At 62.6% G+C, this 16522-nt stretch carries 20 protein-coding genes; 5 read left to right on the plus strand and 15 right to left on the minus strand.

From position 1 onward, the window contains the following. Positions 1–98 precede the first annotated feature (98 nt). Positions 99–497, minus strand: a complete 399-nt coding sequence (locus HRF45_08830; GenBank protein ID MEP0766627.1) for a hypothetical protein — start codon at positions 495–497, stop codon at positions 99–101. Between the two features lie 150 nt (positions 498–647). Between HRF45_08830 and HRF45_08835 the strand changes: the two genes are divergently transcribed. Then, the gene (locus HRF45_08835) at positions 648–1523 is read left to right on the plus strand and encodes a hypothetical protein (GenBank protein MEP0766628.1); all 876 of its coding nucleotides are present in this window, start codon (positions 648–650) and stop codon (positions 1521–1523) included. A 7-nt stretch (positions 1524–1530) separates the two neighbouring features. Beyond that, on the plus strand, positions 1531–2325 hold the full coding sequence (locus HRF45_08840) for an alkaline phosphatase family protein (protein MEP0766629.1): 795 nt from the start codon (positions 1531–1533) through the stop codon (positions 2323–2325). A 49-nt stretch (positions 2326–2374) separates the two neighbouring features. On the opposite strand, the gene ispG is transcribed toward HRF45_08840, so the two are convergent. The 12 genes from ispG to HRF45_08900 form a co-directional block, all read right to left on the minus strand. Further along, positions 2375–3550, minus strand: a complete 1176-nt coding sequence (ispG, locus tag HRF45_08845; protein MEP0766630.1) for a (E)-4-hydroxy-3-methylbut-2-enyl-diphosphate synthase — start codon at positions 3548–3550, stop codon at positions 2375–2377. A gap of 43 nt (positions 3551–3593) precedes the next feature. After that, positions 3594–3812 carry a carbon storage regulator CsrA gene (gene csrA, locus HRF45_08850; GenBank protein MEP0766631.1) on the minus strand — a complete coding sequence of 73 codons (219 nt, stop codon included), beginning with the start codon at positions 3810–3812 and terminating at the stop codon, positions 3594–3596. Between the two features lie 78 nt (positions 3813–3890). After that, positions 3891–4352, minus strand: coding sequence for a flagellar assembly protein FliW (locus HRF45_08855; GenBank protein ID MEP0766632.1), 462 nt, complete (start codon positions 4350–4352; stop codon positions 3891–3893). A 3-nt stretch (positions 4353–4355) separates the two neighbouring features. Next, on the minus strand, positions 4356–5240 hold the full coding sequence (flgL, locus tag HRF45_08860; GenBank protein MEP0766633.1) for a flagellar hook-associated protein FlgL: 885 nt from the start codon (positions 5238–5240) through the stop codon (positions 4356–4358). Between the two features lie 23 nt (positions 5241–5263). Continuing rightward, positions 5264–6634, minus strand: coding sequence for a flagellar hook-associated protein FlgK (gene flgK, locus HRF45_08865; GenBank protein ID MEP0766634.1), 1371 nt, complete (start codon positions 6632–6634; stop codon positions 5264–5266). Between the two features lie 2 nt (positions 6635–6636). Beyond that, the gene (locus HRF45_08870) at positions 6637–7107 is read right to left on the minus strand and encodes a flagellar protein FlgN (GenBank protein ID MEP0766635.1); all 471 of its coding nucleotides are present in this window, start codon (positions 7105–7107) and stop codon (positions 6637–6639) included. Beyond that, complete coding sequence (locus HRF45_08875; GenBank protein ID MEP0766636.1) at positions 7104–7409, minus strand: rod-binding protein; 306 nt, start codon at positions 7407–7409, stop codon at positions 7104–7106. The genes HRF45_08870 and HRF45_08875 overlap by 4 nt, the downstream gene beginning before the upstream one ends. Positions 7410–7419: 10 nt before the next feature. After that, the gene (locus HRF45_08880; GenBank protein ID MEP0766637.1) at positions 7420–8562 is read right to left on the minus strand and encodes a flagellar basal body P-ring protein FlgI; all 1143 of its coding nucleotides are present in this window, start codon (positions 8560–8562) and stop codon (positions 7420–7422) included. Beyond that, positions 8562–9149, minus strand: a complete 588-nt coding sequence (locus tag HRF45_08885) for a flagellar basal body L-ring protein FlgH (protein MEP0766638.1) — start codon at positions 9147–9149, stop codon at positions 8562–8564. Before HRF45_08885 ends, HRF45_08880 begins: the two co-directional genes overlap by 1 nt. Further along, positions 9146–10228 carry a flagella basal body P-ring formation protein FlgA gene (locus HRF45_08890; GenBank protein ID MEP0766639.1) on the minus strand — a complete coding sequence of 361 codons (1083 nt, stop codon included), beginning with the start codon at positions 10226–10228 and terminating at the stop codon, positions 9146–9148. The genes HRF45_08885 and HRF45_08890 overlap by 4 nt, the downstream gene beginning before the upstream one ends. An 11-nt stretch (positions 10229–10239) precedes the next feature. Beyond that, positions 10240–11028, minus strand: coding sequence for a flagellar basal-body rod protein FlgG (gene flgG / locus HRF45_08895; protein MEP0766640.1), 789 nt, complete (start codon positions 11026–11028; stop codon positions 10240–10242). Positions 11029–11121: 93 nt separating this feature from the next. Further along, a complete protein-coding gene (locus tag HRF45_08900; GenBank protein ID MEP0766641.1) occupies positions 11122–11814 on the minus strand; it encodes a flagellar hook-basal body protein in 693 nt (230 codons plus the stop codon). A gap of 181 nt (positions 11815–11995) precedes the next feature. Between HRF45_08900 and HRF45_08905 the strand changes: the two genes are divergently transcribed. The 3 genes from HRF45_08905 to HRF45_08915 all read left to right on the plus strand — a co-directional run bounded on the left by HRF45_08905 (position 11996) and on the right by HRF45_08915 (position 13729). After that, complete coding sequence (locus HRF45_08905) at positions 11996–12739, plus strand: hypothetical protein (protein MEP0766642.1); 744 nt, start codon at positions 11996–11998, stop codon at positions 12737–12739. A 203-nt stretch (positions 12740–12942) separates the two neighbouring features. After that, entirely contained in the window at positions 12943–13425 is a 483-nt protein-coding gene (locus HRF45_08910) for a hypothetical protein (protein MEP0766643.1), read from the plus strand. Next, positions 13418–13729, plus strand: coding sequence for a hypothetical protein (locus HRF45_08915; GenBank protein ID MEP0766644.1), 312 nt, complete (start codon positions 13418–13420; stop codon positions 13727–13729). Before HRF45_08910 ends, HRF45_08915 begins: the two co-directional genes overlap by 8 nt. An 8-nt stretch (positions 13730–13737) precedes the next feature. Here the strand turns inward: HRF45_08915 and HRF45_08920 are convergent, their stop codons facing one another. Next, the gene (locus HRF45_08920; protein ID MEP0766645.1) at positions 13738–15036 is read right to left on the minus strand and encodes an alpha-glucosidase/alpha-galactosidase; all 1299 of its coding nucleotides are present in this window, start codon (positions 15034–15036) and stop codon (positions 13738–13740) included. A 70-nt stretch (positions 15037–15106) separates the two neighbouring features. Continuing rightward, positions 15107–16522 (minus strand): sugar ABC transporter ATP-binding protein (locus tag HRF45_08925; GenBank protein ID MEP0766646.1); only part of this gene is annotated, 1416 nt, incomplete at its 5' end.

The raw sequence follows: 16522 nt of genomic DNA on the forward strand, positions 1-16522 counted from the left end.
CGATCTTAGTGGAGGCCATGGGCAACGAGTTGCCCATGGCACTTATATTCGCACGGGGTGGTCGGTGCGAGGATATCAACTATTGACTATCGCGATGCCTACAACGCCTTCTCCGCAGCGTCCACGTCGCTCACGCCGAACACCAGCACCGAGCAGTCGCACTCTGGGTCCTTGCACGCTGCTCCGGTTCCATACACGTAGTTGATGTTCACCTTCGCCTTCGCGAGCTTAGTGGCGATTGCCTCCATCTCACCAGGCTTGTTCACCGTCTTCACAGTGAGTACGCGCTGCTTGCAGACGTTGTAGCCGGCCTTCTTCAGCGCATCCGCCGCGGCGTTCGCAGGCGATGCCACGATGCGTACCCAAGCGCAGTCCACATTATCCGCCACCGAAATGGCCTCGATGTTCACCTTCGCGCGCTTCAGGACGCCGCACAGCTTTGCCAGCATGCCCGGCTGATTCTCCAGCGCCACACAGAACTGAGTAGCCTTTGCCATAAGTGCCTCCGTTGAGGGGAGTTGTCTGTTGTGAATGCCTTCGCCACGATTACCCGGTCTCCCTTCCATTCTGTGATGGATAGCAGGGAGCCGGTGCCCGAAGAGGAATCGCATCTTCGTGACCGGCAGCCGACACCCGAAGGAGCACCCATGCCCATCACGGCAGTGCTGCTGATCCTGAGTTCCTCGGTTCTCCACGCCGGGTGGAACGTGCTGCTGAAGCGCGCGGAGAACAAGCTGGCGTTCACCGCGCTCTACGTTAGCATCCAGCCGCTCTACATGCTGCCCTACGTTATTGCCGTGTCTCCCTGGGCCGAAATCGGAGTGCAGGGGTGGCTGTGCATCCTCGCGGCCGGATTGGTGTACGCCGCGTACTACGAGGCGTTGGCACGGGGATACGCGCGCGGTGAGCTCTCGGTGGTGTACCCGGTCGCTCGCGGCGTCGGACCTGCCCTCGCGTTCTTGCTGGGGATCGCCGTACTGTCGGAGAGTCCTACCCTCTTCGGCAGCGTGGGCGTGGGGTTCATCCTGCTAGGTGTGTATGCCCTACACCGACGTGCACTGCGCATCGAGTTGCACAGACCGGGCGCGGCGGCGGCGCTTCGTATCGCAATTCTGGTTGGCGTGACCTACAGCGTGTACAGCCTCGTGGACAAGATAGGAGTCTCATCGCTCAGCATCCACCCGGTCGTGTACTATTGCCTGGCATCGGTCGCGGCGGCGCTGTTCGTGGGGCCGAGGGTCCTATGGGTGGCAGGGCGAGCGGCCGTTGCCGACGAATGGCGGCGGAACGCCCGCGTGTGTATCGCCGTGGCCGGGCTGAACCTGGCGTCGTACCTGCTCGTGTTGTACGCGTTGACCATGCCGGATACGCCCATTGGTTACGTGGTTCCTCTGCGCGCCACTTCGGGTCTGATAGCGGTCTTCGTCGGCGCGAGTGTGTTGCAGGAAGGCGATCTCGGCGCCAAGCTGGCTGCCGCGTTTTCCATGCTCTGCGGCATAGTACTCATATCGGTAAAGGGGTGAAGTTGTTATGCGCGTGCTACTGTGCTCGATAGACGGGATGCGGCCGGATGGCCTCGCAAAAGCGCACACGCCGGTGATGGATCGGTTGATTGCCGAAGGCGCCTACTGCGCGAAGGCTCGCAGCGTGATGCCATCGGTGACCCTGCCGTGCCACATGTCCATGTTGCGCGGGGTGGACGTTGGGCGGCATGGTGTCAACACCAACACCTTCCATCCGCTCGTGCGACCCGTGCCGAGCGTAATGGACATGGCGGCCGCAGCGGGGTTGAAGTGTGGCATGTTCTACAACTGGGAGCCTCTTCGCGACTGCTCGGAACCTGGGAGCCTGAGCGTGTCGGTGTTCATGCAAGAAAACGCGACGCCCGAGGGGGATGCTGCCGTCGCGGAGGCAGTATGCCGACACTGGCAGCACGAGGACCTCGACCTGACGTTTGTCTACTTCGGCAACACGGACTCTACGGGACACAAGTACGGGTGGATGAGCGATGAGTACCTCGCGGCCATTGCGAATGCAGATGGATGTGTGGGACGGATGATGCAAGCGCTGGACCAGCTCGGCAGGCTGTCCGATACTATGGTTCTGGTTCTCGCCGATCACGGTGGCCACGAGCGCGCGCACGGCACGGAGATGGAAGAAGACATGACGATACCGTGGATGCTCTGTGGTTTCGGCGTCTCGCCGGGCATCTCGCTCCCGGGCCCGATTCGCCTCTACGACACCTGCGCTACCGTCGCCCACCTTCTCGGCGTCCCCCAACACCCCGACTGGGACGGCAGGCCCGTGATAGATGCGGTGGGATAGGTGGCACCGTCGGACTAGTCTTGCTTGTCGGACGGGTCCGACCTCTATCCTACGGGTCCACCCAGCGGCCGTCGGACTTGATCAGGGCGACCAGCTCGGCCACACCTTCGTCCTGCGGGATGTTCTCCTTCACCACCTCGCGACCTCGGTAGAGGGCAATCTTGCCGCCACCCTTGCCCACGTAGCCGTAGTCGGCATCTGCCATTTCGCCGGGCCCGTTTACGATGCAGCCCATCACCGCGATGTCCAGGTTCTTGAGATGTCCAGTGGCCGCCTTCACCTGCGCAAGCACCGTGGGCAGGTCGAACTTCGTCCGCCCACACGATGGGCACGCGATGAACTCCACCTTCGTACGCCGCAGCCCTAGCGACTGCAGGATCTCGTAACACACGGGTAGCTCGTTCTTAGGGTCTTCGGCCAGCGAAACCCGAATGGTGTCGCCGATGCCCTCGGCCAGCAAAGTGCCGATGCCGATGGAGCTCTTGATACGCGCGTACTGCCCGTCACCCGCTTCGGTCACTCCGAGGTGGATGGGGTACGCCTCCCCAGTTTCCCTCATTCGCTGCGCCAGTAGTCGGTTGGCCGCCAACAGGATGGGCAATCGGCTGGCCTTTAGCGATATCACGATGTCTCGGAAGCCGTGCTTCTCGCAGATGCGAACGTACTCCAGCGCACTCTCCACCATGCCTTCCGGGGTGTCGCCGTAGGTCACGGTCATGCGCTCGGCCAGGCTGCCGTGGTTGACGCCGATGCGCATCGCCACCTCGTACCGCTTGCACGCCTCGATAACGGGTAGCAGCGCCTCCTCTATGGCGCGCCGCTCCGCTTCGTGCTCTTCGGGCGAGTACTCGACGTCCCTCTGTTCGGGCTTGCGGAAAACGAAGAGGCCGGGATTGATGCGCACCTTGTCCACGTGGCGCACCACCTCCGCAGCGATGGCGCTCCCCTGGTGGTGGACGTCTGCGACGAGGGGAACCGGTTTCCCTTCCCGCCGCAGCAACTCACGAATGCGTCCGGTTGCCTCAGCTGCGGCAAGCGAAGGTACGGTGACGCGCACGAGTTCGGCACCGGCTTCGTGGAGTTCGATCACCTGACGCGCGCACGCCTCGACGTTCAGCGTGTCCTCTGTGACCATCGTCTGCACCACGATGGGGTTCTTGCCGCCGATCCACACGTCGCCGACGCGCACGGCGCGGGTCGGCAGTCGCTCGTAGCGAACGCTCATGGGCAGGATTATGGCACCGGGCCTGGGAGGCGTAGGCTCGGACCTAGGCGCTGCGGGTGTCCGGAACGTCTTCGGGGCTCGTCTGCGCTGCGGCCACGTTCTCGGCCTGAATCTGCTCGTAGATTTCTTTGCGGTGGACTGGCACGTCCTTCGGGGCTCGAATACCGATCCGAACCTGCTCGCCACGCACCTCGAGCACCACCACCTCGACGTTGTCGCCGATCATGATGCTTTGGTGTACCTTCCGAGTTAGAACCAGCATACTCTCGTTCGCCCTCCCTGGCGATGATGCCGCCGGCGCGACTATACAGTTAGGCGGATTCTGACACGCCCAGAATTTCTAGGCCGCTGTTTTGGTCAGGGCATTTAGCGCATCCATGATGGAGTGCTTGGTGCCGTATTGCCCTTCTTCCACGATGATCTGGCGTGCCTCACGAGTCTTCGGGTTGATTATGATCGGACCCGCTAGATTTGCGGTCATCGCCTCGGGATTCCCTTGCGGAATCGTGACCACTACGTTAACGAGGACGGGGTCCGAAGCCGTTAGCGATATGGACTTCGCGCTCTCTTCCGAGATGCTCGGGGTGTAGTCGGGGAACAGCTGGGTCGGACTGATGATCAGGAACGCGATGCCCGGCTCGTCCAGTGACTGGAGCCACCGGAACGGGCTACCGGGCTTATGCTCCAGGATCACGAAGCGCCGGAGGTCAGGAAACCCGTACGGCCCTTCGGCGAAGGTCAGCACGTCTTCTTCCTGATACTCGATGCTCCCGAATCTCGATGTCGTGGCCACCATACTCACCCGCTAGCTCCCGATATAGTCGAGTAGGCTCATGCGTAACGCCGAGGCTGCCACAGCAAGTGCCGCTTGATAGGCGGTCTGAGCTGCCTGGTACGCCGCAATCGCCTCCGTCATGTCCGCATCTTTATAGTCCGAGATGAGCCTCGTCAGCTCGTCCGACTGCTCGCCCAGCTGAACCCGGGTCGCCTCGATCTGCTGTAGCAGGGAACCCAAATCCCCCCTCTGGTTCAGCACGTTGCGGGACAACGAGTCCAGCAACTGGAGGTCGTCGTCTCCCAATCGGTTCTGGTCCCCCGAGCTCATGTCGGTCTTGATTGTCTCTAGTGCACTATAAATGTCGGTGAAAAGCGGCTCTCCGACAAGGCTACCCTGCACGATGTAGCCAGGCCGTATCTCGACGTCCATCGTCTCGGCGCTGCCATTGTAAGTCATCACACCACCTAAGGCTTCGAAAGGCTTGGTGGTGACGGCCTTGCCGGCAAAGAGATACTGACCCGGCACCAGCTCACGGTTGCCGATAGCCACGAGCCGCTCCTGAATACGCGTGATCTGCTGCACGTACGCATCTCGGGCAGTCTGTTCGGTCGTCCCATTGGCGCCGGCCACGACCATCTGCCGTACCTCGTTCAGGATGTCCGTGATCTCACCCAGGGCGCTCTCCGTTGCCTTCAGCCGGGTGTTCACCACGCCGATGTTCTTCAGATACTGGCTCGTGTTCGCAAGAGCCGACTTGAGGCCGATGACCATGGACGCGGCGAAGGGGTCGTCCGACGGGTTGTGCAGCCGAACGCCGGTGGACACCTCTCGCGAGCGCTTGAACACGCGCTCGAGGGCGTTTGTGACCTCCTGCGTGTGCATCATCTGCTGGTAGTTCGTGCTGATTCTCACGGTCTCTCACCTCCGGCGGCCAACTACCGGCCGAGCAGCCGAATCGTCTCCTCCAGGACCGAATCGAATATGGTCAGCAGGCGCGCCGCCGCCTCGTAGGTCCGCTGAAACTTCATCATGTTCGCCATCTCTTCGTCCAGGTTGACGCCGGACAGGGACTCGATTTGCGCGACGATCTGCTGTCGGATGCCCGATTGCGCATCGAGCGCAGCCTGCGCCCCCTTCAGGTCGGTCCCGACGGCGGTCACCAGGTCTCCGTAGAACCCGGAGAAGCTCCTGCCGCCTAGGCTCGCGTGTGTGGTGTTTCGGAGCTGGGCGATCGCCAGGGCCAGGCTGCCGTCGCCGGCCTCGTTGGTCGCTGCTGCAACGATGTTCTGCGCGCTGGCCTTCACCTCGTCGCTCAGGTCGAAAGTGCTCGCGCCGGTGCCCGAGAAGAGCATGTGCCCGGTCGTTCCATCCAATGCGTAGCCGGACGAGTGCAGCAGGTTCACCTCGGTAATGATGGAGCCTGCGAGCGTGTCCAGTTGGGTGCGATATCCGGAGAGCTTGTTCAGCGTCTCGAAGCTGCCCCCCAACGCGCCGGAAGTGACCCGAACGCTCAGGCCGTTGACCACGATGGACGAAGTGGCAACATCCACGGTGGCCGGCAGTGTGTTCGCCCCGGCCTGGTCTACCAGCGTGAACTGGTCGAGGAACACCTGCATCGTGCCGTTAGGCATGATGTTGGACCGGACCTCTGCGATGGACGACATCTCGGCAAGCACGGCTTCCCTTTGATCCAAGAGGTCGTTGGGAGTAGCCCCCGTAACCTGCGCCTCGACGATGCGCTTGTTGAGTGTAGCCAGTTCGCCCGCCAACTGATTGAGCCTACCGATATGGTTCTGAACTTGGGCGGTCACATTGTTCTGTTGGGTCGTGAGGTCGGCGTCAAGGGTGCGGAAGCGCCGGGCCAACTGGTCGGCTGCTTGGCGTACCGTGCTACGCAAACCCGCATCCGACGGGTTCGCGCTCAATTGCTGGAAGGCGTTGAAGAACTGGTCCAGGTACTCGGAGATGCCCGAGGACGTGCTCAGCTCACCGAAGGCGACCTCGGCCTGCTTCAGGTTCGCAGCCAGTGCAGCAAAGCGACTTTCATCGGTACTCGTGTCCATGAAGCGCTGTTGCAAAAAGCGATCCCGCACACGCGTCACCGCGCCGATTTCCGTTCCACCCCCCAGGTAGAAGGGGCGTATGCCCATCTCGAGCTGGGGAATGCCATCACGGAAGTCCACGATCTGCCGCGAATATGCAGAGTTGTTGACGTTCGCGATGTTGTGCGAGGTGGTCAGCATCGCGTACTGGAACGACTGCATGGCCCGGCCGGCGAGATTGATGCCGTAAAACGCGGATGGCATGGCTATACCTTCCTATCCAGGGTCAGGGCCCCCGCCGGGGCCTTGCCATACGGAGTGGAGGGCTCACGAAGCGCTTGGCCGATCAGCATGAGCGTGCCAGAAACGTACGCCATCTCGTTCTCGATGAGGGCATGGTTGCGTATGAACGAGGCTCGAAGCGCGTCAGCCAGCCTCTCGGCAGTGCCGGCGAACCCGGAGAGCAACCGAGCATCCGAGGGGGGGAGTTTTCGGGCCACATCTCTCAGTGTCGGCTCTGAGCCGACGGCCTGGGCGAGAGCGAAGATGGCCGAGCGCGCTTCCTCGTCTTTCTCCTGCAGCTTGCTGCGTGCAGACTCGATCTGTTCGAGGCATTCCTGGACTTGGTCGGTGTCGCGCGAGATCAGCGCCCGCTCCTGGCGCGCGAGCACTTGGAGCAACGTCTCTGCGCTCCGTGCCCATTCCGACCATAGTGTCGCGACGTGGCGAGGGGTCATCGTTCGCCCTCCGTTGCTTGTTCTCCGTCCAGCACTCGCTCCGCGAGTTGGCGATACAGAATGTCGCCGATGCCGAAGCGGCCGGTTCTCGCGATTTCCTGCGCCACGGCCTGGTCCATGAGGTCCCGGTACATGGCCGTGGCCCCGTTCGAGGAATCCCCGAACGAGGCGGTTCGCCGCATCGCACTTAGTAGCTGCTGGACAAAGAGGGCCTCCACTCCTTGGGTGGCCTTACGAAGTTCATTCCCTTTCGCCGTCGTGTCTTTGATCGTCTGAGTTGCCGGGATTGCACCGGTAAGCATCTCTTGCCCCCTATTGGATCTCGATGGTCGCCTGGAGTGCGCCGGCCCCACGCAGCGCCTGCAGGATGGCGATCAGGTCCCGCGGCGACACCCCGAGTTGGTTCAGAGCCTTGACCAAGTCGGCCACGGTGGGCATGTCGTCCAGCCAGGCCACCTTCGCTTTCGGCTCTTTCACCTTTACCGCCGTGTTGTCGAAGGGTACGCCCGGTCCGCCTTCGGCAGTGAAAGATGGCGGCTGGGATACCTCGGTGGTCTTCGTGATCGTGACGGTGATGCCGCCATGGGCCACGGCAGCGGGCCGGATTCTCACGTTCTCGCCGATCACGATGGTGCCCGTGCGCTCGTTGACCACGATCTTCGCAGGAGTGTCAGAGGTAACCGCGAGTAGTTCCAACTGGGATACCAGTCGGACCGGGTCCATGAGCCGCGAGTCGGGCGGCGTGACGCGAATGGTGGCGCCGTCCACGGCTAGCGCCTCGTACTCCGGGTAGGCCGTCATGATAGCTTCAGCCACATTGCTCGCCGTGGTGAAGTCCGGCTGCCGTAGGTGGATGAACAAGTTGTTGTCGGTGACGAACGTGGATGGCACCGCCCTCTCCACGATCGCCCCTTCCGGGATGCGCCCAACAGTGACATGATTCTTCTGCACCGAGCTGCCACCGGCACCGAAGTTGAAGCCCCCGATGCTAACAGGTCCCGCAGCTACGGCGAACGCCTCGCGCGAGTTGCCGGCTGCGTAGAGGGGAGTCTGGAGCAGCGTGCCACCTTGTAAGCTTTTTGCATCTCCCATGCTGCTCACGGTAACGTCTATGTGAGTTCCGGGCTGTGCGAAGGCAGGCAACTCCGCGGTCACCAGGACTATGGCAACGTTCTTCAGGGACATGCTTGCGGGATTGACGGATAGACCGAAGCGCTCCAAGGCGTTCGCAATCGCTTGTTGCGTCTGAGGGGTACTCTTCGTGTCACCCGTGCCTTCCAGACCTACCACCACGCCGACACCAGTCAGTTGGTTGCTGCGTGCGCCTCGGATGACGGCGATGTCCTTCAGTCTGACTGCGCGGGATGCCGGATCGTCGGCGCTATTCCCATTGGCAGGCTCGGTCTGAGCCCATCCCACGTTCGCTAACAGGAGTGCGATGACAAGTGCACGCATCAGAACAACCCTCCGAACAACCCCTTGAACAGCCGCACGATTAGTCCTTCGCGCTGCTTGTCACCGATGATGCCCTTGCCCTCGAACCTGATTTCGGCGTCACCTACCAGATAGGAAGGAATCGTGTTGTCCGAGGAAATGTCCTTGGTGCGCACGATGCCGGTGATGAGCAACTTCTGCGTCTCCTTGTTGACCATCACGTCGCGCTTGCCCTCGATCACCAACGTCCCGTTGGGCAACACCTGCTTCACTACCACGGTCATCTTCGCGATCAAACTACCGCTACGGGTGGTACTACCGGTCGCCTGGCTGCTCATCTGGCCGCTCGCGCCCAGCTCTGGCAGGATGTCCTTCAGGATCGGGCCCAGCCCGGCGGTAGTAGATGCGGATTCGCTTTTCGATGTGCTAGTATCGGCCTTCGACGATGCCTGGCTACTCTCCATGATGAGCACCGTCAGCACGTCCCCCACCTCGCGCGCCTTGAAGTCCGAGATGTAGGAACCCGCTCCATCCGACCACAGCGAACCGTTCTTCTGCGCGCACGCACCGGTCGCTAACAACATGGCTGCAAGTGCAACTAATCTCATAATGTCACCATCACAGTACCTGCATCGCTCAGTTCGCCACTGAGCATCTTCTTCGTGGAAGGTACATACACCGTCACAGCGTCTCCCACTGCACCGGCGGATCGCAGCACGCCCTGCGTCTGCACGCTCAGGCCACCACTCTGCAGCACCACCGTAACCTGAGAGCCAACCTTGACCATTCCGGTCTTCGGCTTGGCGACGGTAGTCTGCTGGAAGCGGACCTGTACGGTGGCAGCTGTCCGTCCATCCACTTGCACTGCAACTGGTACGGACCAACCCAAGCCACTGCGCACGGGAGCCCCCGGCATCAGCACGTACTGCCCTACCGGCGCAGTGACTGCGCGTGCGACCACGCTGGGCACAAGCCGTTCAGCCTCGACCGGGTCTGTCAGAGCACGGCGGGCCGCCTGGATGATCTCCGCCTGGGGTATCTCCTGGCTGGGGCGTGACACACGTATCGTCTCAGGAAGCTCGACCCGTGTCGCCGCAGTCGCCAAGCCGGCAGCTCGCAGCTTCACCATCACCTCGCCGCGGGTCAGAATCCGGCTGCCACCCGGCAGAGGACCCGCCCCCACCGGAAGCTCCGCGGCCTGAGTAACCAACGTTTCGGTGCCGCTCAGCTCCGCGATCTCGCCCAAGAGCACCCGGTCACCCCGGGTCTCCGCCGACAGCCTGCCCACGATGTGGAGCCCAGCGCCCTTCTCCACCGGCGGTGCCAGCACCGCTCCAGCGTGCTCGATGATCGCACCAAAGCCCTTCGACCCGGGTTGACCAATCACCGGTGCCGCCTGTCCAGGGGAGAAGCGAGCCAGGCTCACGCACCCGATCTCCCGCGTCAGTCCACTAACCGTGGCGACGATGGTGCCGTCTGACTGCACCTTCAGGGCTGTCGTCCCGGTCGGGATCAGTACCGGAGGGTCCAAAGCCGGGCCCAATGTCGAGCGCAGCGGCTTGCCTTCCTCGACGACCAGCCGGACCTCACGCACGTAGACGGGGCGTTCGCCATCCAGAAGCCTAATCAGTCCCTCGCCCTGAACGGCCCAGTCCACCTGTACCTGCGGCAGCAGTAGCCAGATCATCGGTCAGCTCCCTAACGCTTCAGGTTGTTGGTCAGGCCGAGCATCTCGTCCGCGGTGGTGATGGCCTTCGAGTTGACCTCGTACGCTCGCTGGGCCAAGATCATCCGCACCATCTCTTCGACGATCTGCACGTTGGAGTTCTCGATGGCGTACTGAGCCACGGAGCCGAGGCCGTCGGTTCCGGGAGCGCCTTCGATGGCATCACCGCTGGCTGCACTGACTCGGAACAGGTTGTGCCCAATGCGCTGCAATCCCGCAGGATTGGGAAAGCGAGCCAGAAGCAACTGGCCGAGGTTCTGTATGGTCGTATCCCCAGCCACCTGCACGTTGACTGTTCCGTCGGAGCCCACTGTGAAGGAGATGGCATCCGAGGGCACGAGGATGTCGGGTTGCAACGGGTACCCGTCACTGGTCACCATGCGGCCGGTGGCATCCACCTTGAACTGCCCGTCGCGGGTGAACGCTTCCGAACCGTCGGGCAGCAGCACCTTGAAGAACCCATCACCCTCGATAGCCAGATCGTACTTGTTGGAGGTCTGCTGCAGCGGCCCTTGCTCCAGCATGGTGGTGGTCGCCACCGTGCGCGAGCCGAGACCTACCTGGAGGGCGACCGGTCGGGTCGCGTCCTGCCCATTCTGCGCACCCTGGCTGCGTAGAACCTGATACAGCGTGTCTTGGAACTCCGCCCGCGAGTGCTTGAAGCCGTTGGTGTTGACGTTCGCCAGATTGTTGGCGATCACGTCCAAGTTAAACTGCTGCGCGGCCATGCCCGCAGCTGCGGTATACAGCGATCTCATCATCGCTAGCGACCTCCTTCCGGTCGGTCGCCTCGCGCTGCGCCCCTTCCGTCAATCGAGGGCGCCCATCGCCTCCCCGTTTGGCGGGGTCCGGCGCTAGCCTAATCGCGCGAGGTCGTTGACTGCCTTCTGCAACGTCTCGTCCTGCGCCTGAACGACGCGCTGGTTCGCTTCGAACACGCGCAGGGTCTCCATCATGCGGACCATCTCGGTGACAGCGTTCACGTTGGACGCTTCGAGATAGCCCGGCTCCAGTCGTGGATTGGCGAGCGGCTTCGCGGCACCTACGAACAGGCCGTTCCCGGCCTTCGTGAGGTCGCCGGTGACGATCGCCAGTCGGTCCAAAGTCGCGCCCCCGGCCTGCACCAAACCAGAGGGGTCAATCGTTGGTGTCGCTCCGCGCGGCACTTGGATGGGTCCGGTTGTGCCCAGGACGAGGTGCCCGTCGCGAGTCGTCAGCTTGCCGGACGCGTCCACCTGGAAGGAGCCGGCTCGGGTGTAGCGCACTCCGGCGGGCGTCTGGACGCTGAAATAGCCGTCGCCTTCGATGGCGACGTCCAGCGCGTTGCCCGTCGCGATCAGGTCGCCCTGCGTTCCCAACATCGTTCGGCCCTCGACGATGGCGCCTCCGCCAAGCCGCCCGACCGTACGCGTGACGGCCTCGCCGGGCGCGTGGACTTCTCGGTCCAGCGCCTCACGGAAACTCAGTCGGTCGCTCTTGAAAGCCGTGCTGTTCGCATTCGCGAGATTGCTGGCGATGACGTCCAGTGCCAACTGCTGGGCGTGCATCCCCGTCGCTCCCGCATAGATTCCCCGCGTCATCTCGTTCTGGGTTATTGGCCGCCTGTCGGCCTCGGGGCAGGCGAGGGTTACCGGGTTTGGGACGCTCGGCGGCCAAACCGGTAGAGGTGCGTGGGGACGCTCCGGGAGGCGTACGGGAGTACACTGGAGTTGCGAGGAAGATTGCCGGATGGACGCGTTGGTGGCTCTCGTGGTCGGAGGGGTGGCGTTGCTCCTGGTGGGAGCCGCGTACGCTTGGTTCGTCGCGTCGAGGTCCGGCGAGGATGACGTGCCCATCCAACCGCGGTCGGGGGCGGACGAGGTGGAGCACGCGCTGGCGGCCGCGATCAGCGCCCCGAAGGACCGACACAACCGGGAAGCGCTGGTTCGAGCGCTGCTTGCGCTGACTCCCGAAGACGCAAGACTACTGTCGCCGGAGACCTGTCGCGAGGTCGCAGCCTTGCTGAACTCCGCCGACCCCGCCGTTCTGCGCGCCGCTGTGGTCGCCGTAGGTCAGTTTGGCGGGGAGCAGGAGGTGGCCGCGGTCCGGCGCGCCGAGCAGCGCGTTCTTCAGATTGCGGAAGACCTAGCCGGCGGCCGCTACGTGACCGCCGAGCAGATGGACCTGGCCGAGGAACTGGGCTTCAGACCCGAGAGAGGAGTATTGGACAACCTCGGGGGCGGACTGGGAGTGGTGGGGCCGCCACCCGTAATGCGCTGGGAATGGCCGGAAGACCTGCCGCTGCTGGCCCGCCGCGCCCGGGAGGCCGTCGAAGCCCGAGCTATGGAGGAAGAGGAGCGGCGCACACTGCTGATGGCGGCGGACGACGCGGGGGAGGCCGCGAACCGCGAGCTCCTACGTCCCGCCGCAGGGCTAGAGGACCCGGACCCCGAGCACCTCGCCCGCCCCGACCCGTCCCAAGCGGAGGACTGATCGAACCCCTAGTGACACAAGGCACATCCCTCCATCACATGTTTGAACCGGGGACATAGGCTACTGGTGCTCGGGGTCGGGGCCCCATGTGCTCGCCATGAAGGTGTACATACCTCTGACAGCAAAGGGACCGGCGAATTGGCCGATGGCGCCGTCGTATCGGTAGAGCCGGCCAGCGTAGCTATCGGACACGAGCACGTTCGGTGCAGGTAAACTGGCCGGTAACCGCAATGGCTTCAGGGCGTGTCGTCTCCCTTCAGATCAAGCTGCAGCGCGGAACGATGGAGCCGCGGGATGTCGTCTTTGCCGAGGACGAAGGTGGCCTGCGAGATGACCTTCACGCCAACTCCTCCGGCAGGCAGATCCTGCTGATCGACCTTCAGACGCTGGACGACTTCGGCCACGAGCCGGGGCAAATCCGCGAGCAGATCACACTGGACATGCCCAACCTGCAGACGCTGCCAGAGGGCACTCGGCTGGCCATCGGCGATGCGGTGCTGGAGATCGGGAGGCCCTGTGCGCCGTGCGAATACATGGCAAGGCTTGTAGGCGGGTCCGACCCATTCGGATGGTTAGAGCGGATTCGTGGGCATCGCGGCGTGTTTGCACGTGCGGTGAGACCCGGTGCCATCCGTATAGGCGATACCGTGTCCGTGCTGGACAAGGTGGGCGCAGGCAGTGTCTGAGCGCGAAACGACCGGCGCCCCGAGGGGTAGTAGCAGCCTCGGGGCGGTGCTGGGCGTTCTCGCCTTTCTCGGCGGGGTGTGTGCCCTGGTGTGGGTATTCTTCGCGGCCATGGCCCTCTACGCTTTGCCGCCCGAGGAGTTGGTGTGGTCCGGAACCGAGGCCACACCGGACCTCACCAGGCTTGCCCAGTCGGCAACCGCAACGCTTCTACGGGTGCTGATGCTGGTGGTGATGGCCATCGCTGCGGCATTGCTCGCAGGCATGGGTGCCCGAATGTTCCTCACTTCGCGTCACACAGAGTAGTGGGATACTCAGTACATCGGTGGTATGTAGTTCCCGTGCGCCTCGATTAGGTCATCCACCAACGACTTGATCTCGTCTATCGTCAACTCGGCTGCGGTGTGGGGGTCGAGCATCGCCGCCTGATACACATAGTCGCGCTTGCCCGTCAGCGCCGCCTCCACCGTCAGGCACTGGACGCTCACGTTGGTCGAGATGTAGCCTGCGAGTTGCGGTGGCAGGTCGCCGATGTGTGTCGGCTGAATGCCCATCCCATCCACCAGGCACGGCACCTCGACAGTGCATCCGGGCATCAGGTTAGTGATGATGCCGGTGTTCGGCACGTTTCCGTAAATGACCCGGGGCGTGTTGGTCTCGCAGCTATCCACGATGAGGGAACCGTACTCCGCACTGCGCTTCACCTCGATGGGGTCGTCACTCTCGAACTCGATGCGCCATCGTTCCCACACCTCAATGATCTCCTCGCAACGGCGAATGTACTCATCCAAAGGCACGAGGAAGCGATCGATCAGGTCCGGGCGGTCGCGGCGAATAAAGTGCGGCACGTACTCACTGAAGTGCTCGCTGGATTCGGTGACGAAGTAACCGAGGTGCTTCATCATCTCGAATCGCACCGCGTCCTTCCGGAAGACCTCGGGATCCTTCATCACTTCGAAGAGGCGATTATATAAGTTTTCGGCTCCTAACTTGAACTCAATGAAGAAGGACATGTGGTTGATGCCAGCCGAGCGGTAAGTTACTTGCTCATATGGCACGCCGACGTAGGAGCAGAGCTGCATCGCGGTGCCTTGAACGCTATGACAAAGGCCGACGTTCCGCACGCCCCCTGCGCGGTTGAGTGCCCAGCAGTTCATCGCCATCGGGTTCACGTATTGCAGCAGCAACGCGTTGGGGCACAGCTCGCGCATGTCCCTTGCAATGTCCAGCAGCACGGGTATGGTTCGTAGACCGCGCATGATGCCGCCTATGCCTAGTGTGTCCGCAATCGTCTGTCGTAGACCGTATTTCTTGGGTATCTCGAAGTCGGTCACGGTACAAGGCTCGAAGCCGCCGACTTGGATCATCGTGATCACGTAGTCCGCACCCCGCAGCGCCTCGCGACGGTCTTTCGTCGCCACAATGCCGTGTGGCCTTGCATTGACAGCCTTGGCCACCTTGTGGGCTACCCTGTTCGCTGTGTGCAGTCTGTCGGGATCTATGTCCATGAGCGCGATCTCCGCGTCCGCCATCGAGGGGAAGCTCAGGATGTCTCCCAAGAGGTTCTTGGCGAAGACGACGCTACCCGCTCCTATGAGAGTTACCTTTGCCACATGTGCCTCCTCGGGTCCGAGAATGCTTTTGAACTTGCATGTATTGGATAGGTTTTGCCAATAAACACGATCATTTCTCCGCGTCGGCAACCCCTAGCGCCATCCGCATGATTCCCTCTTGCGTGGCCGATCTGCCGTCTGCTTCCCCTACGATGCGGCCCTCTCGCATCACGAGGATGCGGTCGCTCATCCCCAGCACCTCGGGCAGATCGGAAGAGATCATCAGAATGCACACGCCGCGGTCGGCCAGGTCGTTCATCAAGCCGTAGATCTCCACCTTCGCCCCGACGTCCACACCCCTTGTGGGCTCGTCGAAGATCAACACCTGGCACTCGGTAAAAAGCCACTTGGCCAGAACCAGTTTCTGCTGGTTGCCTCCACTCAGGTTCTCGGCAGCCTGCTCGATGCTGGGCGTCCGAACGCCGAGGCTCTGCACCAAGCCCGTCGCGACAGCCCGCTCTCGCGATCGGCTGATCACCCCGACCGAAGATACCGATGAAAGTTTTGTCATCGTGCAGTTCTCGCGGACCGTCATGCCGACGACGAGTCCAAACGCCTTGCGGTCCTCGGACAGCATCCCGATGCCACACCGTATTGCGTCTCGTGGGGAGCGGATCCGTACAGTTCGACCCTCGAGGCGAATCGCACCCGCATCCACCGGGTCCGCGCCAAAGATCGCCCGTGCCAATTCCGTACGTCCTGCACCGACCAAGCCGGCTACCCCAACGATCTCTCCACGGCGAAGTTTCAGGCTCACATCGTGCAGAACGCCGACACGGGACAGACCGCATACCTCCAACACCACATCACCGACGTCCCGGCTGCGCCGCGGGTACTGCTCCACGATCTCGCGCCCCACCATCGCACGGACGATGTCATCGTGCGTCCAGTCTGGCACCGCCCGGCTTTCGATGACTTGGCCGTCTCGCAGCACCGTGGCCCGGTCGCACACCTCGAACACCTCCTCCAGTCGGTGCGAGATGTACACCACGCAGGTACCCGAATCCCGCAGCCGGCGGATCAGTTCGAACAGCTTGGTCAGTTCGTGTTCGGTGAGGGTGGCAGAGGGCTCGTCCATCACGATTACACGAGCATCCTGCGACACCGCCTTCGCGATCTCCACCATCTGCTGTTGCGCCACCGAGAGTCGCTCGATGGGCATCCTGGGTGAAATGCTTACCCCCAGACGCTGCAAGTACTCGGAGGTCAGTCGCTCCACTCGGCCGAAGTCAACCACACCACGCACAGCTCGCGAAGGCATGCGCCCCATGAAGATGTTCTCCGCAGCACCCAGCGTCGGAACGAGATTGAGCTCTTGGTAGATCATCGCGACGCCGTGTCGCATGGCACTGAGTGGATCGTTCAGGTGGACGAGTCTCCCGAACAGCCGGATCTCGCCCGAGTCCATTTGCTCGGCCCCTGCCAGGACGCGCATAAGTGTGGACTTCCCCGCCCCGTTTTCACCGAGCAGCGCGTGCACTTCGCC

Source organism: Fimbriimonadia bacterium (genome assembly GCA_039961735.1).
Taxonomy (GTDB): domain Bacteria; phylum Armatimonadota; class Fimbriimonadia; order Fimbriimonadales; family JABRVX01; genus JABRVX01.